The 24251-nt window shown below is 68.5% G+C and carries 14 protein-coding genes; 7 read left to right on the plus strand and 7 right to left on the minus strand.

Annotation, left to right across the window (positions count from 1 at the left end):
- Positions 1-196: 196 nt before the first annotated feature.
- From QE360_RS13055 to QE360_RS13070, 4 genes are all read left to right on the plus strand, one after another.
- Entirely contained in the window at positions 197-3340 is a 3144-nt protein-coding gene (locus QE360_RS13055) for an autotransporter domain-containing protein (protein ID WP_309702111.1), read from the plus strand.
- Between the two features lie 139 nt (positions 3341-3479).
- A complete protein-coding gene (locus QE360_RS13060) occupies positions 3480-3980 on the plus strand; it encodes an RNA polymerase sigma factor (protein ID WP_309702113.1) in 501 nt (166 codons plus the stop codon).
- Positions 3977-4939: a FecR domain-containing protein gene (locus QE360_RS13065; RefSeq protein WP_309702116.1), complete on the plus strand. Its 963-nt coding sequence runs from the start codon at positions 3977-3979 to the stop codon at positions 4937-4939. Before QE360_RS13060 ends, QE360_RS13065 begins: the two co-directional genes overlap by 4 nt.
- Positions 4936-7362 (plus strand): TonB-dependent receptor domain-containing protein, encoded by a 2427-nt coding sequence (locus tag QE360_RS13070; protein WP_309702119.1) that lies wholly within the window; start codon positions 4936-4938, stop codon positions 7360-7362. Before QE360_RS13065 ends, QE360_RS13070 begins: the two co-directional genes overlap by 4 nt.
- Here QE360_RS13070 and QE360_RS13075 read toward each other — a convergent pair whose 3' ends face one another.
- Positions 7363-8589, minus strand: a complete 1227-nt coding sequence (locus QE360_RS13075; RefSeq protein ID WP_309702121.1) for an SGNH/GDSL hydrolase family protein — start codon at positions 8587-8589, stop codon at positions 7363-7365.
- 119 nt (positions 8590-8708) lie between these two features.
- Here QE360_RS13075 and QE360_RS13080 point away from each other — a divergent pair, with 119 nt between their 5' ends.
- Positions 8709-11174, plus strand: a complete 2466-nt coding sequence (locus QE360_RS13080) for a glycosyl hydrolase 115 family protein (RefSeq protein WP_309702123.1) — start codon at positions 8709-8711, stop codon at positions 11172-11174.
- Positions 11175-11178: 4 nt separating this feature from the next.
- Here QE360_RS13080 and QE360_RS13085 read toward each other — a convergent pair whose 3' ends face one another.
- Together QE360_RS13085 and QE360_RS13090 are read right to left on the minus strand one after the other, a co-directional pair.
- Positions 11179-12180 (minus strand): cupin-like domain-containing protein, encoded by a 1002-nt coding sequence (locus QE360_RS13085; RefSeq protein ID WP_309702126.1) that lies wholly within the window; start codon positions 12178-12180, stop codon positions 11179-11181.
- On the minus strand, positions 12177-12866 hold the full coding sequence (locus QE360_RS13090; protein WP_309702128.1) for a SapC family protein: 690 nt from the start codon (positions 12864-12866) through the stop codon (positions 12177-12179). Before QE360_RS13090 ends, QE360_RS13085 begins: the two co-directional genes overlap by 4 nt.
- Positions 12867-13113: 247 nt before the next feature.
- Between QE360_RS13090 and QE360_RS13095 the strand changes: the two genes are divergently transcribed.
- Together QE360_RS13095 and QE360_RS13100 are read left to right on the plus strand one after the other, a co-directional pair.
- On the plus strand, positions 13114-16131 hold the full coding sequence (locus tag QE360_RS13095) for a TonB-dependent receptor (protein WP_309702129.1): 3018 nt from the start codon (positions 13114-13116) through the stop codon (positions 16129-16131).
- Between the two features lie 69 nt (positions 16132-16200).
- Positions 16201-17745 carry a tryptophan 7-halogenase gene (locus QE360_RS13100; protein ID WP_309702131.1) on the plus strand — a complete coding sequence of 515 codons (1545 nt, stop codon included), beginning with the start codon at positions 16201-16203 and terminating at the stop codon, positions 17743-17745.
- Between the two features lie 120 nt (positions 17746-17865).
- Here the strand turns inward: QE360_RS13100 and QE360_RS13105 are convergent, their stop codons facing one another.
- The 4 genes from QE360_RS13105 to QE360_RS13120 form a co-directional block, all read right to left on the minus strand.
- Complete coding sequence (locus QE360_RS13105; RefSeq protein ID WP_309702133.1) at positions 17866-19434, minus strand: glycoside hydrolase 43 family protein; 1569 nt, start codon at positions 19432-19434, stop codon at positions 17866-17868.
- Entirely contained in the window at positions 19431-21098 is a 1668-nt protein-coding gene (locus QE360_RS13110; protein WP_309702135.1) for a glycoside hydrolase family 43 protein, read from the minus strand. The genes QE360_RS13105 and QE360_RS13110 overlap by 4 nt, the downstream gene beginning before the upstream one ends.
- Complete coding sequence (locus tag QE360_RS13115; RefSeq protein ID WP_309702137.1) at positions 21095-22228, minus strand: endo-1,4-beta-xylanase; 1134 nt, start codon at positions 22226-22228, stop codon at positions 21095-21097. Before QE360_RS13115 ends, QE360_RS13110 begins: the two co-directional genes overlap by 4 nt.
- An 82-nt stretch (positions 22229-22310) precedes the next feature.
- Complete coding sequence (locus tag QE360_RS13120) at positions 22311-24221, minus strand: NPCBM/NEW2 domain-containing protein (RefSeq protein ID WP_309702139.1); 1911 nt, start codon at positions 24219-24221, stop codon at positions 22311-22313.
- Positions 24222-24251: the final 30 nt, after the last annotated feature.

The following is a 24251-nucleotide window of genomic DNA, read 5'->3' on the forward strand; positions in this document are numbered from 1 at the left end:
ACTGGAACTGTCGCTGGACATGTTCTCGCTTTCTGGAACGACGCGGGGGACCCCACATCTGCCCGGCCCTGTGATCCTCTGCAGGGCAATCGTCAACACCGCCGGGCAACCTGACAAAATTTTAATCCGGGCGGCAAGGATCGGGGGCCGTGGCTCCGTCTGGAGGGGCAAAAGGGACATAAAGGGGACCTCATCCGTGCATCGCCTGCTCTTCGCCTCGACCGCCACGCTCGCGCTGGCGGCGGGAGCGGCCGCCTCGGCCCAGACCGTGATCGACACCAAGCGCACGACGCCGGTCCGCACCGCCACCGTCAACAACGGCGCGGCCGCCGATGTCAGCATCACGGCGGCGGGCAGCGTGGTCCCGACCGGCGGCACCGCCGTCCGGATCGACAGCAACAACAAGGTCGCCAATGCCGGGACGATCCAGATCACCGACGCCAACGATTCGACCGGCATCGGCGCGGCGGCGGGCGTCAACGGCCAGATCACCAACACCGGCAAGATCATCATCGACGAACGCTATACGGCGGTCGACGTCGACAAGGACGGCGACCTGGACGGCCCTTTCGCACAGGGCGCGCGCCGCTATGGCATTCGCACCGATGGCGCGTTCACCGGCACCATCACCAACAGCGGCGAGATCACGATCAAGGGCACCGACTCCGCCGGGATCGCGCTGGGTGGCCCGCTGACCGGCAGTCTCGTCCAGTCGGGCAAGATCAACGTGCTGGGCGATCGTTCGGTGGGGGTGCAGACCGGGGCGGTCTCGGGCAATGTGACGCTGGGCGGCAGCATCGTCGCGGTCGGCGAGAATGCGGTCGGCGCGCGGATCGACGGCGATGTCGGCGGGGCGCTGACCGTCGAGGGGGGGATCGGGTCGACCGGCTATCGCTATACCACCCCGCCCGCCGATGTGTCGAAGCTGGACCGCGACGACCTGCTCCAGGGGGGATCGGCGCTGGTCGTCGCCGGCAATGTCGCGGGCGGCATCACGCTGGGCAATGTGACGGGCAAGGCGGCCGACCTGATCACCAACGGCGCGGCGCCGACGATGCAGATCGGCGCCGCGAACCGGGCGGTGGTCATCGGCGCGACCGGCGGCACCACCCCGGCGGCGGGGCTGGTCGTCAACGGGCGTGTGTCGGCGGCGGGCGTCTATAGCGGCGTGCGCGCGACCGCGCTGTCGATCGGCGGGCTGGGCGGCGCGGTGCAGATCGCGCAGGGCGTGTCCGTCGGTGGCACCGTGCAGGCGACGGCGAACGGCGCGGAGGCGACCGCCATCCGCTTCGGTACTGGCGCCTCGACCCCGCAGCTTCAGGTCGGCGGCAGCGTGACCGCGACCGGCGGGGGCGCGGCCAGCGCGATGACGACCGCGATCCTGATCGATAGCGGCGCATCGGTCCCGACGCTCCGCAACACCGGCGCGATCAAGGCTAGCGCGACCGGCGCCTCGGCCACCGCAATCCTCGATCGCTCGGGCGGGCTGACCCTGATCGAGAATGGCGGCTCGATCGCCGCGGCGGGGGGCGATTCCTCGCGCAGCATCGCGATCGACCTGTCGGCGAACACCAGCGGCGCCGTCGTCCGGCAGCTCGCGCCCGCGACCGGCGCCACCGCGCCGAGCATCAGCGGGGCGATCCGCTTTGGCAGCGGCAATGACAGGCTGGAGATTGCGGGCGGCTCGGTCAGCGGCGATGTGAGCTTCGGCGCGGGCAACAACCGGCTGGAGATGAGCGGCGGCACCTATGCGGGCACCGCGACCTTCGGCACCGGCGCCGACACGCTGGTCGTCGGCGGCAGCGCGCGGTTCGACGGCGTCGCCGATTTCGCGGGCCAGGGCCAGGATCTGCTGTCGATCACCGGCAAGGGCGTCTTTGCCGGGCGGCTGGCCAATGCGGGCCATGTCGCGGTGACGGTCGCCAGCGGCGGCGGCACCTTCGCGGCCAACGGCGTATCCAGCATCGGCTCGCTGACGCTGGGCGACCAGTCGATCCTGAGCGTGGCGCTGGACAAGGCCAATCCGACCGGCAACCTGATCCAGGTCGGCGGCGCGACGGTGATCGGCGCCAACAGCCAGCTGGCGCTTCGTGTGTCGGGCGGGACCGACGTGACGGGGCGCTATGTCGTGCTGCGGTCGGGCACGCTGACCGGGGCGAACAACCTGACCCTGGCCGCGAGCGCGATGCCGTTCCTCTACAAGGGGGCGATCGTCGCCACGCAACCCAATGAGATTGCGGTCGACGTCACCCGCAAGGCCAAGACCGAACTGGGCCTGAACCGCGCGGGCGTCAGCGCCTTCGACGCGATCGACACCGCGATCGCAAAGGACGCCAAGCTGTCCGACGCGATCCGGGGCATTTATGACGGCGCGGCGTTCCGGGGCGCGATCGAGCAGATGCTGCCCAATTACAGCGGCGGCGTGTTCGAAAGCGTGACGCTGGCCTCGCGCACCGCCGCCGCGCAGCTGCGCGAACCGGCGGGCGAGTTCAGCGAAGAGGGCAAATGGGGTTATTGGCTGACCCCGATCGGCTGGGACGCGTCCAAGGGCACCCGCTCGACCCGCAGCTATGACGTGCGCGGCTGGGGGATCAGCGGCGGCATCGAGCACAAGACCGATGCGGGCAATTTCGGCGCCTCGCTGTCCTATATGAGCGGTCGCGACAATGAGGGCTCGGCGGTCAACCGCGTCGACCACAGCCAATATGAGCTGGCCGGTTTCTGGCGCGCGCGCTGGGGTGCCCTGGCGAGCCAGGCCCGCGCCTCGGCGGCGTTCCTGTCCTTCGGGTCGCAGCGTCAGTTCAACGGCGTGGTGGGATCGGAAGCGGTCCAGCGCCGCGCGACCGCCGACTGGAAGGGCATGCTCTATTCGGGGTCGGGATCGGTATCGTGGGAACATTGGGCGGGCCAGTTCAGTGTCCGGCCCATCCTGGCCCTGGACTATTACCGCCTGAACGAGGACGGCTATCGCGAGAGCGGCGGCGGGACGGGGTATGACCTGACCGTGCGCAAGCGGAGCAGCGACGAACTGGCGGTCACCGCCAGCGTCGCGGCGGGCATCAATTTCGGCGGCGACAACCGCTATGACCAGTGGAGCCGGTTGGAGATCGAGGGCGGACGGCGCGAGCGCGTCGCCGGGGCGCTGGGCCGCACGATCGCCAGCTTTGGCGACGGCACGCCCTTCATCCTCGATCCCGAGGCGCGTCGCGGCGGCTGGGTCGGCCGGGTGCGCGCGATCACCGGGACCAGCGAGATCCGGTTGAGCGGCGAGGTCAATGCCGAACAGAGATTGGGTAATGTGGCGCTGGCGGCGCGCGCGGCCCTCCAATTCGCCTTCTAGGCGAGTTCGCCCGCGTGCATCCCCCCTGTAGCGCACGCGGGCGTTCGGAGCCCCACCCCGTCCTTGGGTGGGGCTCCTTTCCACATCGAGGCTCTTCGGCTAAACCACGATATTCCCTTCCCTTTCTTCGGTCACCAGCATGCCGCCCACCGGGATCGAGGCCGTCTTCCTCGCCAATCGCGACAGGCTCGTGCGCTTCCTGGGCGCGCGCGGGGCGGGCGACGCGGCCGAGGATCTGGTCCAGGACCTGTGGTTGAAGGTGTCGGGCCGGATGGACGGGCCGATCGCCAATCCGCTGGCCTATCTCTACCGCGCGGCGGACATGCTGATGATCGATCGTTACCGGGCCAGCCGACAGGCCGAACGGCGCGAGCGGGACTGGGCCGAGGGGCAGCAGGCGGGCGATGCCGAGGCCCCCGCCGCCGAACGCGCCGTGGTCGCGCGCCAGACCGCCGAGCGGATCGCCGCGACGCTGGCGGCGCTGGGCGAGCGGCCCGCGCTGGTGTTCCGGCGCGCACGGGTGGAGGGGATGCCGCAAAAGCAGATCGCCGCCGAACTCGGCATCAGTATCAGCACCGTCGAAAGCGATCTTCGCATGGCGGCGCACGCGCTCGCCGCGCTCAAGGAACAGATTGGATGAGCCAGCCCCCGCAATCCCCGCCCGATGCGACGATCGACACGGTCGCGATCGACTGGGCGCTGCGCATGGCCGATCCGGCATCGGCCGACTGGGACGCCTTCACCGATTGGCTGGAGGCCGATCCGGATCATGCCGGACGCTATGATCGCGCCGCGGCGATGCTGCTGGATGCGGCGGACGCGCTGGCGGCGCACCCGGATGTCATGGCGGCCCCGGTCGTGGTCGACGACGAACCCGTCATGCCCGCCCGGCGGCGGCGATCGCTGCGCTGGATCGGCGGCGCGGTCGCGGCGGCGCTGGTCGGGATGGTCGGTGTCCCGCTCTGGCTCGACCGGCCGCAGCCCTATGCGGTCGAGACCGCCGCCGGGGAAATGCGCCATATCGCCTTGCCCGACGGCAGCCGGATCATGCTGGCCGGGGGATCGCGCGTCACGCTGGACCGGGCGGATCGGCGCCGCGCCGTGGTCGACCGGGGCGAAGCCCTGTTCGAGGTGCGGCACGACGCCGCGCATCCCTTTGCGGTCGAGGCGCGGGGCATCGGGCTGACCGATCTCGGCACCGTCTTCGACGTCAGGCTGGGCGCGCGCGCCATGCGGGTGGCGGTGGCCGAGGGTGCCGTCATGGTCGATCCGAAGGGCGCCGCGCTTCGCCTGACCCCCGGACAGGCGGTGGTGGCGGAGGGGGATCGGCTGATCCGCCAGCCGGTCGCGATCGAACAGGTCGGCGGCTGGCGGCAGGGGCGGCTGGCCTATGACGGGGCACCGCTGGCCGACGTCGCCGAGGACCTCTCGCGGTTCCTCCGCCAGCCGGTCGCCGTCATGCCCGCCATCGCGGACCGGGGATTTCGCGGCACCATCGAGCTGGACGCGGTGCGGGAGCAGCCCGACTTGCTGGGCCGATTGCTCGACGTGCGGGTCCGTCGCCAGGCCGCCGGGTGGATGCTGGAACCGCGCGGGTGAGATTTTCGGGGGCGGGGTTCGCGGTCCTGACGGCGACCGTCGCGGCTTGCGCGACGGCGGCGACGGCGGCCGAGCGCCTGCCCCTCGACCTGCCCGGCGGGACCGTCGCCACCCAAGTGATGGCGCTGGGGCAAAGGGCGCATGCCAATATCGTGGTACCCGACGCGCGCCTCTGGTCCCGCGCGCTGCCCGCCTTGCGGGGCCGCATGTCGGTGGAGCGGGCGCTGGCGCTGATCGCCGAGCGCAGCGATGCGCGGGTCGAGGCGCTCGGCCCCGGTAGCTGGCGGCTGCTCCCCAGGGCGCGGGCCAGGATCGCGATCCCGCATCGCCGCCGGTCCGCGCCGCCGCCACCACCGCCGGAAGTGCCCGACGGCGATGTCGTCGTCACCGCCAGCAAGCGCGACACGACCCGCGATCATTTCGCGGGGCAGGTGGTGCAGGTCGCGGGCGCCGATCTGGAGCTGGGCGGCGCGGGCGGCACGGGCAAGCTGGCGGACCGGATGACCGTGATCGCCTCGACCTATCTGGGTCCGGGGCGCAACAAGCTGTTCATCCGGGGCATCGCCGACTCCAGCTTCACCGGCCCGACCCAGGCGACGGTGGGGCAATATTTCGGCGATTTGCGGCTCAGCTACAACGCGCCCGACCCCGATCTGCGGCTCGCCGATCTGGCGGCGGTCGAGGTGCTGGAGGGGCCGCAGGGGACCTTGTACGGCGCGGGGTCGCTGGGCGGGTTGATCCGGCTGGTTCCCAATGCGCCCGATGCGACGCGGGCCGGGGGATCGGTGATGCTGGGCGGATCGGCCACTGCGCGGGGCGCGCCGGGGGTGGATGCGCAGGCGGTGCTCAACATGCCGGTCATCGCCGACCGGCTGGCGATCCGGATCGTCGCCGATACCGCGAGCGAGGGCGGCTATATCGACAAGCCGCTGCTCGGCCGGACCGACGTCAACCGCACCCGGATCGAAGGCGGCCGCGCCGCCGCGCGGCTCGACCTGGGCGGCGGCTGGAGCGTGGAGGCGATCGGGATCGGGCAGCGGATACGCGGCGCCGACAGCCAATATGCCGATCGCGACGGCCCCCCGCTGACCCGCGCCGCGCCGGTGGCGGAGGGCTTTTCGGCCGATTTCGGCCAGGCCCAGCTGGTCCTGTCGGGCCGCCTGGGACGCGTCCGGTTCCGTTCGAGCAGCGGCATCACCGCGCACGACCTGATGGAACGCTATGACGCGACCCCGCCGGGCGGTCCGGTCCAGCTGTTCGACCAGGCCAATGCCACCCGGATGCAGGCCAACGAGACCCGGTTGTGGCAGTCGTCGCCCGACGGGTCGGGCTGGCTGGCGGGGTTCAGCTATGTCCATAACCGCACCCGGCTGACCCGCCTGTTCGGCGAGCCCGGCGCGCTGGTCGCGCGGACCGGCGTGGTCAACGGCGTCGAGGAGGCCACGCTCTATGGCGAGGCGAGCGTGCGGCTGCTCCCCGGCCTGCTGACCACGGGCGGGCTGCGCGTCACCCATTCTGTGCTCGATGGGGCAGGCGAGGACCTGCCTTCCGCCCTGTCGGTCCAGGCGCTGGCGCGGTTGCAGGATGTGACGGCGCGGCGCGCGCAGACGATCCTGCTGCCCGCCGCCTCCGCGCTGATCGACCTGACCCCGCGGGCGCAGCTCTTCCTGCGCTATCAGCAGGGATTTCGTCCCGGCGGGCTGACCATCGAGGGGCCGGTGGTCCGCAGGTTCCGCAACGACCGAGTGGCGACGATCGAGGCGGGGTTGCGGACCGGGCGGCCGGGGCGCGATCGGTTCGACGGGTCGATCACGCTGGCCCACACGTCGTGGCGCGACATCCAGGCCGACTTCATCGATTCCGGCGGCCTGCCCAGCACCGCCAATATCGGCGACGGAAAGCTCTGGACGATCGAGGCGCTGGTCGGCGCGCGGCTGACCGAAGGGCTGCGGGTCGAGGGGGCGCTGTCCTATAATGACAGCCGGATCGACGAGCCGTCGAGCACCCGCGTCTTCGCGCTGGCCGAGGATCTTGCCGGCGATCCGGCGGCGGCGCGCGCGGCGGTGCTGGCGCGGTTGAGCCAGATTCCCAATATCGCGCGGGTTACGACGCGCGCGGGCTTGGTCTATCGCCGCATGCTGGCGGGCGGGCGCGACCTGCGCGTCGATGGCTGGCTGCGCTATGTCGGGGCGTCACGGCTGGGCGTGGGGCCGATCCTGGGCGAGCGCCAGGGCGATTATCTCGACAGCGGGCTGACCGCGCGGCTGGGGCTGGGCGCGATCGGGGTGACCGCCAGCGTCACCAACCTGGCCGATGTGCGCGGCAATCGCTTCGCGCTCGGCACGCCCTTCGCCACCGGGCGCGACCAGGTGACGCCGCTGCGCCCCCGCACGCTGCGCATCGGGCTGGACGCCGCCTTCTGATCAGCGGCGCGGGGCCGCGAACAGCGACAGCGGCACCGCCTCGGCCATGGCGCGATAGCCCGCCATGCTGGGATGCAGATGATCGCCCGAGTCGTAAGCGGGCAGCAGCCGGTCGGGCCTGGCCGGATCCCGCACCGCCCGGTCGAAATCGATCACCCCGTCGAACAGCCCCGACGTGCGGATGAAGCGGTTGATCGCCTGCCGGTCCGCCTCGGTCTCGGGGCCGGGATGATAATAGTCGTTGCCCTGGAACGGCGTGATCGTCCCTACGATCACGCGGATGCCATGCGCATGGGCGCGTTCGGCCAGCTGGCGATAGGCGCCGGTGATCCGGCGCACCATCGCCTGATGGGTCGCGGCGTCGACCGGATGCTCGCGGGTCAGCACGCCCAGGTCATTGACCCCTTCCAGCAGGATGGCATGGCTGACGCCCGGCCGCGCGATCACGTCGCGGTCGAACCGCGCCATCAGATTGGGCCCGATCCCGTCGAGCAGCATCCGGTTGCCGCCGATCCCGGCATTGACCACCGAGAAGCGGCGCGTGGCGGGCGAGGCCGCCAGCCGCTGCGCGAGATCGTCGGGCCAGCGGGTGTTGCTGTCGTCCTTGATGCCATAGCCGTCGGTGATCGAGTCGCCGATGGTGACGATGGTCGCGGTCTGCGCGGCGTCGCGTATCTCGACATCCGAGAGCGCCCACCAGCCGCCGATCGTCTGCGCATCGGGCAAAGCGGGCCGCGCGGTGGCGTTCCCGGCGATCAGGAAGGTGGTCGAGCGTGCCCCGGTATGGCCGGTCGGGGTCGTCACCGGATCGGGGAAATAGAGGCTGACCGCGACATCGCCGCCCGCCGCGACCGGCAGGGCGATCGCGTCGGAATAGAGTTCGGCCCCCGGCGGCACCATGACCTCGCCCGCGCCGTCGAAGGTCACCGCCAGCGGCGTGGCGACGTCCGACCGGCCGGGCGCGGCCAGGCCGATGCTCGCCGCGCCGATATGAAGCGGGGTGGTGCCCGCGACATTGGACAGGCGAAGGCGAAGCACCCTGCCGCTGGCGGTCAGGCGGACGATCTGGCGGATCGTGACGGGACCGGCCTTGGCCACCCTGTCGGCATTGGCTCCCTCGACGCGTACCTGGGACGAGCCCCAGGCAGGGGTCCAGCGGGTGTCGCGCGCCTGGACGCCGGTCGCGATCATCACGGCCGTCGCGGCCACCATCGTCCAGTGCTTCATGCCCGATCCTCTCTTTGTCGCATCCGCGCTTGCGGCCTACGGTTTGTGAGCGATAACAGTAAGCGAGACAAACGAAAATAGTCCCGGTCGTCCTGCACGACGGGGAGACCGGAGAGACGATGAACCCCCTGCTATTGTCCGCCGCGCTCGTCGCGCTGATCCCTGGCGCTGCCGCAGCGGCCGCCGCCCACCCGACCTGTGCGGGACCTGTTGTCGCCTGCGAGCGGAGCGTGGCGGGCGCCCTGTCGCTGCTGGCGCCGGGGCGGGTGGCGACGGTGGTCGTCGATCCGGGGGACGAGCCCGGCGTCCGCCGCGCCGCCACCGACCTGGTTGCCGACCTGAAGGCGGTGGGCGGCGGCGATGTCCGGCTGGCGGGGGATGCGGCGGGCGGGGCGACCGTCATTGCCGGGACGCTGGGGCATAGCGCGGTCGTGGACGCGCTGGTCAAGGCGGGCAGGATCGATGTCACCGGCCTTGCCGGGCAATGGGAGGGCTATGTCGAGCAGGTGGTCGACAACCCCATGCCGGGCGTCGCGCGGGCGCTGGTGATCGTGGGGGCGGATCGGCGCGGCACCATCTATGGCCTGTACGACATCAGCGCGAAGGCCGGGGTTAGCCCCTGGACCTGGTGGGCCGACGTTCCGGCGCAGCGCCATCCGACGCTCTATTTGACGGCGGGGCGCGTCGCCGATCGTCCGGTGGTCAAATATCGCGGCATCTTCATCAACGACGAGGAACCCGCATTTGGCGGCTGGGCGCGCAAGAGCTTCGGGGGGATCAACCACCGGGCCTATGAGCGGGTGTTCAACCTGCTGCTCCGCTCCAAGGCGAATTTCCTGTGGCCCGCCATGTGGGGCAAGTCGCTGTGGCAGGACGACCCCGCGACCGCGCCGCTGGCGCAGGAGATGGGGGTGCTGCTGGGCACCTCGCACCATGAACCGATGCAGCGCGCGCAGATCGAGTGGAAGCGGCAGGGCGGCGGCGCGTGGGACTATACGAAGAATGCCGACGAACTCCGCAAATTCTGGCGCTTCGGGATAGAGCGGCGCGGCCGGGCCGAGGACCCGGTGACGATCGGCATGCGCGGCGACGGCGATGAGCCGATGACCGAGGGGACCGCGACCGAGCTGCTCGAGCGGATCGTCGCCGACCAGCGCAGGATCATCGCCGATGTGACCGGACGCCCGGCCGCGCAGACGCCGCAGGTCTGGGCGCTCTACAAGGAGGTGCAGGATTATTACGACAAGGGGATGCGCGTTCCCGACGACGTGACCCTGCTGTTCGCCGACGACAATTGGGGCAATATCCGCCGCCTGCCCCCCATTGGCGAGACGCGTGTCGGCGGATCGGGCGTCTATTATCACTTCGATTATGTCGGCGGCCCGCGCAACTATAAGTGGCTGGACACAAACGCGATCCCGCGCGTGTGGCAGCAGATGACGATGGCGCACCAATATGGCGCGGACCGGCTGTGGATCGTCAATGTCGGCGATCTGAAGCCGATGGAATATCCGACCAGCTTCTTCCTCGACATGGCGTGGAACCCGGACCGCATGGACCTGTCCACGATGCAGGCCTATCCGGTGCGCTGGGCGACGCAGCAGTTCGGGGCCGCGCAGGGGCCGCTGATCGGCGAACTGATCCGCCGCTATGGCCAGCTCGCCAGCCGTCGCAAGCCCGAGCTGATCGACGCCACCAGCTATGACGATCGGGGCGGCGAATGGGCGCGGGTGCTGACCGAGTGGAACGCGCTCGACGCGGCCGCCCGCAAGCTCGAGACGCGGATCCCCGCCGACCGGCGCGACGCCTATTACGAACTGGTGCTGCACCGGATCGAGGCGATGACGAACCTGCATCGGCTGTATCAGGCGGTCGCCGCCAACCGCGCCGCCGCCAGTGCGGGCGATGCGGCCACGGCGGAGAAGATGGCGGCCGCCGCGCGGGGCTACTTCGCGCGCGACGCCGCGATCCGCCGCCGTTACGAGGTGGAGACGGCGGGCGGCAAATGGCCCGCGATGATGGCGCAGACTCATATCGGCTATACCGGCTGGCAACAGCCCGACAGCGACGCGATGCCCGCGCTCGCCACCGTCGCCGCGCCGCTCCCCCTGCCACCCGCGCCGCCCCGTGCCCTACAGCGGATCGCAGCCGATCAGGGCCGGGCGGTCGATGGCGGCGGCATCCGGTGGCAGCGAGTCGCGAACTTCACCGCTGAAGGAGCCGCGATGATCGCCACGCCGACCACCGCGCCGACCATCGAGCGGCCGGGCGGGGCGAGCCCGCACCTCGTCTATGACCTGGCCACCGAGCGCGCCGGGCCGCTCAAGCTCGCGATCGTCGCGGCGCCGGGGCTGGACGTGCGCGGCGGCGGGCGGCACCGGATCGCGGTGTCGGTCGATGACGGCACGCCCGTCATCCTGAACCTGATGGCCGATGAGACGCCCGCCACCTGGGACCGTTCGGTGATCGAGAACCGGCGAGTCGCGACGACGACCCTGCCGGGCGTCGCGGCGGGTCGGCATCGTATCACGCTCTGGCTGGTCGATCCCGAGGTGGTGGTCGAGGGGATCGAAGTCCTGCCCTGACGGCTTAGCCGCCGCGCAGCATCCGCATCGCATGGGCGCGCAGCATCCCGGTATTTTCCGGGGCCGCGCCCAGCACGCCGCGCCGTTCCTCGGGCAGATGCGCCAGCGGATGGCCGTCGGGGCGGAACGCGTAATGATCGAACCACGCACGCCACGCTGCGCGCTCCGCCTCGGGCCGTGCGGCGATGGCGGTCATGGCGAGGAGCAGCGCCGCGAAGGGCTGGTCGGGGCCGACCGGAAACGCGTCCCACCAGTAATTGACCAGGATGTTGAGCGTCCCCGTCGCCTCGACCCGGTGCCACCACAGCTTGGGCATGTAGAGCGCATCGCCCGCCTCCAGCTCGACCATGATCGCGCGGTGCCGGGCCTGCTCGAACCGGGGGTAACGCGGATCGCCGCTTTGCGCCTCGACCGCCAGCGCGATCGGCTGGCCCGCCATGGTATGGTCGATCGGCCCGACATAGAGGTCGCCGATCGCATCGGGCGGATAGAGGGTGAACCGCCGCCGCCCCGCCACGACGCAGGCGATATTGTCCATCATGTCGTAATGACAGGGCACGGTCGACGCATCGCCGATCCAGATCAGTGGCGATACGCCCGGTGGCGCGAAGGGCAGGGCATTGGCCTGCGCCAGTCCGGGCAGGACCGCCTCGGTCGGCACCGATCCGATATAGAGGCTCTCCTCCGTCTCCGCCTCGCTCGTCAGCCGTTCGATCGCGGCGCGCAGCGTCATCGTCTCGCGGCGGAAATTGAAGCCGGTCAGGTCGTCGCTATAGCTGTAGCGCCCGGCGATGGCGCGCGGGCCGATAAAGGCCTCCACCTGCCGTCCCGCATCGAAGCCCGCCAGATACCCGGCCAGCGTCGCTGCGCTGGCCGCCTGCCGCAACGGCCAGCCATCGGCCGCGCCCCGAATGATCGCGGGGCGACAGGGTTCGGCGACCAGGCGTCGAAACGCGTCATACCCGTCGAGCGCGGCGCGATCGATCTCGACCGCCGCGTCGGTCATGCCGCCAGCCCGCTCAGCCGGTCGTTGCGCCGCCGCGCGAGGAACGGGATATGTCGGACTGATGCGGTCTGCGCATAGATGAGTTGCAGGTCGCCCGACCGGAACAGCGCCAATGCGGCCTCGTCGGGCAGGTCGTGCAGCGCATCGAGGCTGATCGTATAGAGCGCGTCGAGCCGCAGGCTCTCGCCATTGTCGAAGCGGAAGCTGAGGTCGATCGGCTCGATCAGCTTGTGCGCCAGCAGGCGGCCGACAAAGGCCTCGGTCTCGGGCAGGCCCCGGTGCAGCCGTCGCAGGGCGGCCTGGATCCGCTGCAATGCCGGGGCGGCGTCGCCGTCCTTTTCGAAGATCGGGTCCCCTTCGCCCTGGCCGAGCGCGGCATGGTCGGGATCGATCGCGATATTCTCGCCGGAGACGTAGAAACCCTGTCTTTCCAGGTCGGCGGCGCGGTATCCGCTCAGCGTTCCGTTTGCGCCCAGGCAGAGATTTTCCTCCGGCACCAGCCCCATCAACGCGCCGGGATACAGGTCCCCGGTTTCCGGATGACGGGCGAACAGGATCGGATAATGGAGCGCGGCGGGCAGGAATTCATCGGCCACCAACTGCACGAAATGGCGGTTTCGGTCGGGTGCGGCGGAGACGCGGAGCGCGGCATGCCGTGCGCTGTCGAGCAATTCCATATCGGCCATGACGGGCAAATCCTTTCGCGTCGCATCCTCTCGCCCCGCGTCGTCCGGCTGGCCGACAGCGGCGTCGAAGCCCGGTTTGTGTTCGGTTCCCAAGGTCTTCGTCAAGGGTGGGCATAACGCGACCCCGTCGCTCTGACAAATGGCTTGTTATAGCGCTATCATAGGAGTAGCATAAGCGTATCGAAAGGGCGGTATGGCGGCATAACGCTAGCGGCCCCGGTGATAAAAGATTGAAGGAGAGGGGAAAATGGTGTCTCGCACTGTTTCTGTTGCCGCACTGGTTTCACGCCGTGCACTGATGGGCGGCGTCTCGCCGTTGATGGCGTTAGCGCTTCTCGCGCCCGGCACCGCCTATGCGCAGACCGCCGCGCCGGGTGCCGTCCGTCCCGATACGCCCGTTCAGGCCAACGCCACCACCGCGCAGCAGGCCGGCACGCCGCAGGATCAGGCGACCGCGCCCAGCGAACAGAATAACTCTCCATCGCCCTCGGGCGAGGCGAGCTCCGCCGAGATCATCGTCACCGGCCTGCGCAGCTCGCTCCAGCGCAACCTCGACATCAAGCGCACCGCGACCGGCGTGGTCGACGCCATCTCCGCCGAGGATATCGGCAAATTCCCCGACTCCAACGTCGCGGCATCGCTCCAGCGTCTTCCCGGCGTCTCGATCCAGCGCAACGGTTCGCGTGGCGAGCCGACCGGCATCACGGTTCGCGGCTTTGGCGGCGACTTCAACACCACCCTCTATGACGGCCGTCGCATCTCGACCGCCGCAGGCGGCCGCCAGATCGACTTCAGCACCGTCGGTTCGGACTTCATCGGCGGGATCAGCGTCCTGAAGACGCCCGACGTGTCGCTGGCCTCCAGCTCGATCGGCGCGACCGTCGATATCCAGTTCCCCAAGCCGTTCGACCATCCCGGCTTCCGCGCGGCGGTCAGCGCCTCGGGCTCGCTTCAGGACCGTTCGGGCCACGTCACCCCGACGCTGGGCGCGCTGGTCAGCGACACCTTTGCCGACGACACGATCGGCATTCTGTCCAGCTTCATCTACACCCGCCGCGATACCGATACCAACCGCGTCTTCGTGTCGGGCTGGCCGGGCGGCAATTTCGCGCCCTGCCAGCTGTCGGGCAGCACCGCGACCAGCTGCGCGCCGACCACCAACGGCACGGCGGCGGCGTCCGACCAGCGCACCCTGACCGGCTGGTTCCCGCAGCAATATGGCGCCGAGCAGCAGCGGACCAAGGACGAGCGCGTCGACGGTCGCGTCGCGCTGCAATGGCATCCGTCCGAAGACGTGATGCTAACGCTCGACAATAATTATTCCCGCCAGACGATCACGACCGACGTGTTCGGCTTCGGAGTATGGTTCAACCAGGGCGACCTGCGCAACGTGAAGCAGGACGCCAACGGCACGGCGGTCAGCTTCACCCAGACCGGCACCCCGACCGACTTCACCTCCGCGATCAACAAGCAGGTGCTTCAGACCAACCAGACCGGCCTGAACGTCAAATGGGACGTCAGCCCCAAGCTGACCGTCGAGGCGGACGGTGCCTATGCCAAGAGCTGGCTGAACCCCGGCGGCGTCGTGGGCAGCAGCAACGGCGATATCGGTTACGGCGGCAATCTGGGCACCAATCTGGGCTTCAACATCACGGGCGACAGCAACAAGGCGTTCCCGACGATCAGCAATTTCGGCCCCGCCGGCGACGGCGCGCGCTGGGCGGACCCGTCGCTGATCGGCTCGCACGTCACCGTGCTCCAGACCCAGAAGAACACCGACGAGCTGAAGCAATTCCGCGCCGTCGCCACCTGGAAGGAAGACAATCTGACGCTGAAGGCGGGCGGTCAGTATGTCGACGACAAATTCTACCAGCAGAATGCCAGCACCTTCACCAACAATTACTGGCAGGCCTATGCGGGTTACGGTTCGCCGTCGGGCCGCACCTCGGGCATCGCGCCGCTGCCGTCGAACTTGTATCAGGGCTCGATCAGCCTCAACAACTTCATCCCCGGCTTCCAGGGCGGCCTGCCGCCATCGGTCCTGATCTACAGCCCGCAAGCCTATCAGAATTATCTGACCAGCCTGGGCAACCCGCAGGCGCAGACCGTGCCGGGCTTCAACTATGGCGGCGGGGTCAACGGCTTCACCGGCGCGTTCGATCAGGCGATCGATCCCAACTCGGTCCGCACCATCCAGGAAAAGACCTGGTCGCTGTTCTTCAGCGCGCAGATCGAGGCGCAGGTCGCCAGCATGCCGCTGCACATCGCGGTGGGCCTGCGTAACGAGAATACGCATCTCAGCTCGGCGGGGCAGGGTCGCCAGCCGACCACCATCACGCGCAGCGCCGCCGACCCGACCTTGTTGTCGATCGACTTCACCCAGACCCAGCCGGTCGTAGGCCGCAACAATTATTCCTACATGCTGCCGACCCTCGACCTGCGTCTGGAAGTGACCGACAAGCTGCAGCTGCGCTTCGACGCGTCGCGTACCCTGACCCGTCCGGGCCTGACGCTGCTCAGCCCGGTGCTCAGCATCGGCAACGGCCAGCGTGTCGGCGCGCTGTCGGGCAGCGGCGGCAACCCGCAGCTGAAACCCTATCTGGCGGACAATTACGATCTGGCCGCCGAATGGTATTATCAGCGCAACTCGTACCTGTCGGTCGACTTCTTCCTGAAGAATGTCAGCAACTTCATCGTCAACGGCGTGACCCGCCAGACGGTGAACGGCGTGGTCGACCCGACCACCGGCCAGCCTGCCGTCTTCTCCATCTCGCAGTCGATCAACGGCCCGGATGCCACCGTGCGCGGCGTCGAAATCGCCTGGCAGCAGGTGTTCGGCGACAGCGGTTTCGGCTTCCAGGCCAATGCCACGCTGGTCGACACCAACAAGCCGTACAACGCCAAGGACGTCTCGCAGAGCGGCTTTGCGGTGACGGGGCTTGCGAATTCGGCCAACTTCGTCGGCTTCTATGACAAGAACGGCTTCCAGTTCCGCACCGCGCTCAACTGGCGCGACGAGTATCTGCTGGCGTTCAGCCAGAACCAGAATACCGGCTCCTATGGTGCCGAGCCGACCTTCGTGAACCAGAGCTTCCAGGTCGATCTGACCAGCAGCTATGACGTGTCGAAGAACTTCTCGATCTTCGGCGAGATCCTGAACCTGAACAACAACAAGCAGAGCACGCATGGCCGGTTCAAGAACCAGCTGCTCGACGTGTTCGACTATGGCCGCCGCTTCACGGTCGGCGCGCGCTATCGCTTCTGACGATGGCCAGGGGCGGGGATGTCGGGCTTCGGCTTGACATCCCCGCGTCCAATCGGACCTTCTGACACCATGGTTCAACCCGTCCAGAATATCGTGATCGTCGGCGGCGGCACCGCCGGCTGGTTGACTGCGGGCGTGATCGCCGCCCGGCATCAGGGGCGGCGGCCGCACGGCTTCACCGTCACGCTGGTCGAATCCCCCAATGTCCCGATCATCGGGGTGGGCGAGGGGACATGGCCGACGCTGCGCACCACGCTGAAGCGGATGGGCGTGTCCGAAACCGAATTCTTCCGCCAGTGCGACGCCTCGTTCAAGCAGGGCGCGCGCTTCAACCGCTGGACCACCGGCGCAGCCGATGACGGCTATTACCACCCGCTGATGCTGCCGCAGGGCTTTGCGCAGGTGAACCTGGCCTCGCATTGGCTGGCGGGGGAGGGCGAGGGGAGCTTCTGCGACGCGGTCACGCCGCAGGGGCGCATCTGCGATGCGGGTCTCGCGCCCAAGACCATCGCGACGCCTGAATATGACGCGCTGGCCAATTATGCCTATCATTTGGACGCGGGCAAATTCGCCGATTTCCTGCGCCGCCATTGCTGCGAGACGCTGGGCGTCCGCCATGTCCTTGCCGATGTCGAGGAGGTGCTGCTGGCCGAAAATGGCGACATCCGCGCGGTCCGCACGGCGCAGGCGGGCGAAGTGTCGGGCGACCTGTTCGTCGACTGCACCGGCTTCCGCTCGCTGTTGTTGGGCGAGGCGATGGGGGTGCCGTTCCAGCCGCTGAACGACGTGTTGTTCTGCGACACGGCGCTGGCCATCCAGGTGCCCTATGACGATCCCGAGGCGCCGATCGCCTCGCACACCATCTCGACCGCGCAGTCGGCGGGGTGGATATGGGATATCGGCCTGCCGACCCGGCGCGGGGTGGGCCATGTCTTTTCGAGCAGCCATATCGGCCGCGATGCCGCCGAACGCGAACTGCGTGCCTATCTGGGCGAGGCGGGGCGGGACCTGCCTGTCCGCGAGTTGAAGATCCGCGCGGGCCACCGGGCGCGCTTCTGGGAGCGCAACTGCGTCGCCGTCGGGCTGGCGGCGGGGTTCCTCGAACCGTTGGAGGCCTCGGCGATCGTGCTGATTGAGCTGTCGGCCAAGCTCATCGCCGAGCAGATGCCCGCCTGTCGCGAGGTGATGGACACGGTCGCCAGGCGGTTCAACGACACGACCCTGTATCGCTGGGGCCGGATCGTCGATTTCCTGAAGCTGCATTATGCGCTGACCCAGCGGACCGACAGCGATTTCTGGCGCGACAATGGCCGGGCCGAGACGATGCCCGACCGGCTGCAGGAACTGATTGCGCTATGGCGATACCAGACGCCGTGGATGCATGACGAGTTCGACCGGGTGGAGGAGGTCTTTCCCTCGGCCAGCTATCAATATGTGCTGTACGGCATGGGCCAGCGGACCGAGATCGCGCCGGGCAGCCTCCACGCCGAAACCGTGATCGCCGAGCGGGCGCGGCGGGAGAATGACGTGCAGACCGGGCGGTTGCTGGCGGGCCTGCCAAAGCACCGCGACCTGATCCGCAAGATCGTGGAGCGGGGATTGCCGACGATCTGACCGGGGAGGGGGCGTGGCCTTCGACTGCGCTCAGGCTGAACGGCGCGAGGTATTCAGATCGCCCATTCCCCATCACCGTTCAGCCTGAGCGAAGTCGAAGGCCAAGGGACACCCCTCGACCTATCGCCCCGACAGGGTAAAGCGGTCCACGTCCATCCACCCGCCCTTGGCCCCCGGATTGTAGCAGAACAGCGCGAACTGCTGTCCCTGGAAAGTGCCGGTCCGCCAGTCGAACGCCAGCGGAAAGTCCCCGCCCAGCGCCTGCCAATCGCGCCCATCCAGACTATAGGCGACACGCGCCCGGTCGGTGCGGAAGTCCATATCGGTGCGCAGGAACAGTCTTTGCCCCGCGACCGGCCGGGCGTCGATGCGGACATCGGTCTTCTGCGTCGTGCCCTTGTCGGCGGCGACATCCTCGATCACCCGCATGGTCAGGGTCAGCCGCCCATCGGCCCCGCGCCCGACCGCGATATGGCCGCTATATTTGCCGAAGGTGCCAAATCCGCACTGGTCGCCCGCGACGATGTGCGAGGCGTCGATCGCCACGACCCCGCGTCCGAACGGCCCCTGACCCTTTTGCAGCAGGGTGTTGCGCGCGCTCCACAGCGCCGAGGCCCGGGTGGCGCGCAGCCGCAGGAAGCCGGGCCGCTCGGTCAGCGACCAGCGGTCGGGCAGGGGATTGTGGTTCCATTGCCATTGCAGGCCGAGCGTGCGGCCCGCAAAATCGTCCGAGGCGGGAAGCTGGCGGATCGGCTGGCCCATGATCGGCTTGGTCGCGGTGGCGGGAACGCGGCCGGGCGCGTCGGGCGTGCCCCAGACGGGCCAGCCGTCGCGCCAGAAGACCGGGCTGATATTGGTCATCCGCCCGATTGCGCCGGCGTCGACCATGACGAAGCCATAGTCGCGACCATCGGGCAGGTCGACGATCGCGCCTTGGTGGCCGCCGGTCTTGTCGTCGATCTGGTCGCGCGTTTCCCAGGGGCCGAACAGGCTCCTGGCGCGCGAGACGGTCATGCCCAGCCGCCGGGGTATCGCGTTGAACATATAGTAGAAATCGCCGCACTTGACGATCTTCGACCCCTCGGCCCCCTTGTTGAAATAGACGACGCGCTTGTCGGTGACGCGGCGCAGGTCGCGGTCCAGGCTGAGGAGCGTGGTCGTGCCGTCCGACCCCACCGAGGTCATGATATAGGCGCTGCCGTCGGTGTCGAAGAACAGCCCCGGATCAAAGGCTTCCTCGCCGATCCGGTTCATCGCCCAGGGGCCGCGAATGTCGCGCGAACGATAGATGCGCGTCTTCTCGCCCACCGGCGTCACCGCGATGTAGAAGACCCCGTCGCGGTAGCGCAGGCTGGGCGCGAAAATGCCTTTGCGATAGGCGCCGCCATCCTTCAGCTCATAGGCGGGCAAGCCCTCCAGCCGGTCGATGACATGGCCGACGAAGCGCCAGTTCACCAGATCGCGCGAGGTCATGATCGTCAGGCCGGGGACGTTCGCGAAGGTGGTGGTGATGAAATAGAAATCGCGCCCGACCCGGATGATGTCGGGATCGGGATAATCGGCATAAAGCGGCGGGTTGGCATAGGTGCCGTCACCGCGATCCGACTGCCAGACCTGTCCGCCCGCCATGGCCGACACGCCCGCCAGCGCCGCGCCGAGCGCGAGCGAGAAAAGCCGCCGCGCCGTCATTGCGGGCTATACGCATAGGGGCCGATCACCGTGCCGACGAACCCGCCCGCTTTGGCGGTGCTGAGGAAGCGGACATCCATGTCGGACTTGAGCGTCGCCGTCCGCCCGTCCGCCTGATAGTCGAAGCTCATCGTCCCGCCCCTGGCATGGATGGTCAGCGTGACCGGCCCCTTGGCGGCGAAGGGCGCGGAGGCGATCAGCGTTTCGGGCGCGGTCTCGTCGCGGGTGTTCCGGCCCTCTCGCGCATAGAGCGCGATCCGGGGCTGTCCGTCGATCCGGGTCAGCCCGAAGAACAGATAGGTATAGTCGTTCTGCATCGCCGCCAGCCCGGCCCGCGCGCCGTTCGCGCTGGGGGTGAAGGTCAGCGTGGTCGAGACGTCCGCGACGACATGCTGCTGTCGCCGTCCGACAAAGGCGGGCACGCCGTTCCGGTCGCCTAGCGCCGCGCCGCCGTTCAGCGACAGGCGGCCATTCGCCACGCTGTAGAAGGGCGTTCGGGGGGTGCGGATGCCGATCCACTGCATCGCCAGACGCTGGCCGTCGAATTCGTCGGTATAGCCGAAGTCGCCGCTGGTCGGCAGCGTGGGCGTCGGGCTGGCGGGCAGCTGGGGGCGTTTTTGCGTCCAGGGCACCGTCTTGCCCTTGTCCAGGATGATCGGCCAGCCGTCGCGCCACGTCACCGGCAGCAGGAAGGTCTCGCGCCCGATGTTGTAATAATCCTCGGCATAGGGGCGCGTCGCCAGGAAGGTCGCCCACCAGTCGCCATTCTGGGTCTGGACCAGTTCGGCATGGCCCGCCGCGCTGATCGGATGCGGGCGGGCGGGGTCGAGGTCGCGCTGGGTCAGGATGGGATTGCCCGCGAACGGGACATAGGGGCGGCGCAATTGCTTCGAGCGGAGAACGACCTGCGAATGATTGACGCTGGTCCCGCCCTCGGCGGCGGTCAGATAATACCAGCCGTCCTTCTTGAAGATATGCGGCCCCTCGATCCAGACGGGCTTTTTCGACAGGTCGACGCCGCCGTTGATGAGCTGCGTACTCTCGCCGACCATTTTTCCTGCGCGCCAGTCATATTCCTGGATCCAGATGGCACGGTGCCCGTCATAGCGGGGCGGTTCGGCGGGGGCGCGATTGTTGACGATATAGGCGCGGTCGCCCTCCCAGTAGAGCGAGGGGTCGATCCCCTCGAAGGGCAGCCAGATCGGATCGGACCAGGGCCCCGCCGGGTTCGTGGCGGTGATGACGAAATTGCCCCGGCACTGGACGCAGGTGTTGACGATATAGAAGGTGCCGTCGTGATAGCTGATGTCAGGCGCGAACACCGCCTCCGATATGGCGCGGCCGGAAAAGTCGAGCTGGCCCGGCCGGTCGATCGCATTGCCGATCTGGGTCCAGTGGACGAGGTCGGTCGAATGGAAGATCGGCAGTCCGGGGAAATGCGCGAAGGACGAGTTGACGAGGTAATAGTCCTTGCCCACCCGCGTCACCGAGGGATCGGGATAATAGCCCGCGACGATCGGATTGAGATACTCGCCCGCCTTCGGCTTGACCTGTTCGAGCGAGCGGCCCTGATAGGTGAAGCGGTCGAAGCTGGCGGTCTGCGCGGCGGCGCCACCGGCGATGGCCAGCCCCAGGCCGAGCGCGGTCAGGCTGCGGCGGATCATGCGATTCCCTTTCGGACGGGGGCGGCGCGCAGCGCGTCGGCGATGGCGGCGCGCATCGGCTTGGGCTTCAGTCCATCGTCATAGGGCAGGGGCCGCTGGGGCAGGCCGTCGGCGCGCGGCGCGAAGCCGTTCAGCCAGCTATGCTTGTCCCACAATCCCCAGCAAAGCAACTGGTCGAGTTGCGGATAGGCGAGCATCTGGTCGAGATAGCCTTTGGCGACGGCGGCGGTCTGCGCATCGCGCCGGGCCACGTCGCGCGGCATTTCGCGGTCGTTGATGTCGAACTCAGTGATCAGCAGGCGATAGCCCATGGCGACCACTTCATCCAGGAACCGCTTCCATTCGGCGCGCTGGACGCGCGAATGGCTGCCGTCATTGCCGAGATGGCTCTGGATGCCGAGCGCGTCGACGGGGACATTCTCCTTGCGGAACCGCGCGAGCAGGCGGAGCACGCCGGCGCGGTGGGTCTCGTTGCCGACCTCCCAGGACATATAGTCGTTATAGACGCGCTGGGCATGGGGGGCGTGCTCGCGCGCGGTCTCATAGGCGATCTTGAACACGTCGAAGCCCAGCGCCTTGTCGAACACCGTGCCGCGGACCTCGCCCGTCTTGGGATCGATCGTCTCGTTGACCACATCCCAGGAATAGATGCGGTCGCCGAAATGCCCCGCGACCTTCGCGATATAGGCGCGCAGCCATTTCTCGGCCCCGGTCGCCTCGACCGTCTGGGCGAGCGCAGGCGAGATATATTTGCCGTAATTCCACAGCAGCGTGTGGCCGCGCAGCTTCATGCGGTGATCCTGCGCGAACGTCGCGATCCGGTCGGCGGGACCGAAGTTCAGCGCCTGCGGATCGTTGCCGAGGACATAGACCTTCATCTCGTTCTCGGGCACGATGACCGCGCATTCGCGGGCCACCAGCGCGCCATAGCCGGGATCGACCATCGGCGAGGATCGCCCCGCGCTGATCGCGGTGCCGAACAGGACGCCCTTTTGCGCGGCCAGGTCCTTCAACGGTTCGTCACCGGCCGCGTCGAGACGCGAAGGGAGCGCTCCCATAACCAGGCCGCCTGCGATACCGGCCAGCTGCTGACGACGGGTCAGCATCGGCCCCTTTCCATTGGGTTCCATCACCCTCTCCTTGGTCTTTGCGCGGGACAGTCGCATGGCCCAACCGATCCGGCAAGGCCATGATCGCCCCTGTCAAAATGGATCAGTCGATCAGCCGCGCCTCGCCCCAGACGACCGGCAGGGCCGCCTCGGGAGCGCTATCGGCGCGGGCGACCAGTTCGATCAGCGTGCGGCCCCGCACATCGGCCTCGATCGGGGCGGGGGCCTGGTTCAGCGCCATCGGCCGCGACCGGGCGAGCAGGCGTCCATCACCGTAAACCTCGAACACGACGCGCCGCCCGCGCGCGGTGGCGGAGTCGTCGATGCCCACCATCGCGGCAAAGCGCGCCTGCCCGCGATTGCGTACCTCCAGCCGCGAATTGGCGAGCACGCCCAGCCCGGTGTCATACCCCTTGCCCGCCAGCCGCAGGGGGCGGCCAAAGGGGGTGCGGTCCGCCTGCGCGCCGCCCCAGCCCGCATATTGCGGATAGTCGCCCGGACCCTTGCTGCCGCCCCAGGGGCTGAGCTCGTGATGGATGGTGGGATCGCCTTCGGGCATGCGGATGCCGTCCTCGGCGGGGTTCACGTCGCCGGGGGCTTCGGAAAGGTAATGACCCTTCGCCAGCCGGTGCACGCCCGTGACGCGGTAGATCAGCGTCTGGTGCGGCGCGACGGTCAGCTTGGTCTCACCCGAGAAGCTGCTCTTCCGTCCGGTCCACAAATCGGTCATCGCGACCGGGCGGTCGCCGCGCAGCTTCAGATGGTCGGCGGTCAGGACGGGCTGGACCGGGCTGGCGGTCCGGTTGAGGATCGCCACCGCCTTGTCGCCATTGGCCAGGCTCTTCACGAAGATCTGGACATCGTCGGACAGATAGGCGGGCACCGCCTGATGCCCGGCCGGGTCCTGATTGAGCGCGATGATCGCGCGGTTGCCCAGTAGCGCGATCTGCTCGGCATTGGCCTTGCGCAGGTCGAACCCGATCAGCAGCGGCGCATTCATCATCGCCCAGAGCGCGAAGTGCGACCGCGCCTCGGTCATGTGGTTCGCGTCGAAATCACCCGATCCGACGAACAGCATGTCGGGGTCGTTCCAGCCATGCGGATGCGCATAGAGCGCGCGGCTGGCGCTGGTATCGAAATTGGTCAGCATCCGCGACCAGTGCGCGGTGATGTCGTCGCTGGTGCGCGAGACATTGCCGATCTGCTTGCCCCAGCTTCGGACGTCGGACGATCCCCACAGGCAGAGCGAGAAGATATAGTCGCCGTCCGGATTCTCGCGGCGCAGCGCGGCGGCGACCCGGTCATAGAGCGCCCGGACCGCCGGAATGTCGGTGCGCGCCAGCGAGTTCATGTCGATCAGCGGCGTCAGCTCGCGATAATCGCCCTTGCGCACATGCTCGGAATCCTTGCCCAGCCCCCGGATGCCGCAGCCGTCGACCTTGATGTAATCGAACCCCCATTCGCGGAAATACAGCGCGATGTCCTGTTCGATATGGTCGTACAGCCCGACCTCGCGCTCGGCCACCGTGCCCTCGGGCTGGTTGGCGAAGCTGGGCGTATAGACCTGACCGCAGCTGTTGCGGCCAATGTCGGAATAGATGCCCGCCTTGAACCCCATGGCGTGCAGCCGGTCGGTCAGCGGGCGAAAGCTGGTCCGCTGGTCGGGGCTGGCGGCGGCGGAAGGGAATTTGTCCGCGCGGATGACCATGCGCCCGTCGGGCTGGCGACGACGCAGCCACCAGCCGTCATCGATGTTGATATAGCGATAGCCCGCCTCCGCCAGCCCCTTTTCCCGGATCAGCCGGGCCGACGCCATGACCTTCTCCTCGTCGACATCGCTGTTGAAGGCGTTCCAGCTGTTCCAACCCATCGGCGGCAGCGCGGCCTGCCCGTCCTGATTGGCGCTCCAGCGGCCGGTCGGGGCGAGCGGATCGACCCCCGCCTGTGCGCGGGCCGGAACGCCGGATATCGCCAGCGCGATCAGGGCGACAGCATTCCCCAGCGCCGCTCTCATGACAGGCCGCATGGCCATCCTCCCCATATT

The sequence above is a fragment of the Sphingomonas sp. SORGH_AS_0789 genome, from assembly GCF_031453055.1.
Classification (GTDB): Bacteria; Pseudomonadota; Alphaproteobacteria; order Sphingomonadales; family Sphingomonadaceae; genus Sphingomonas.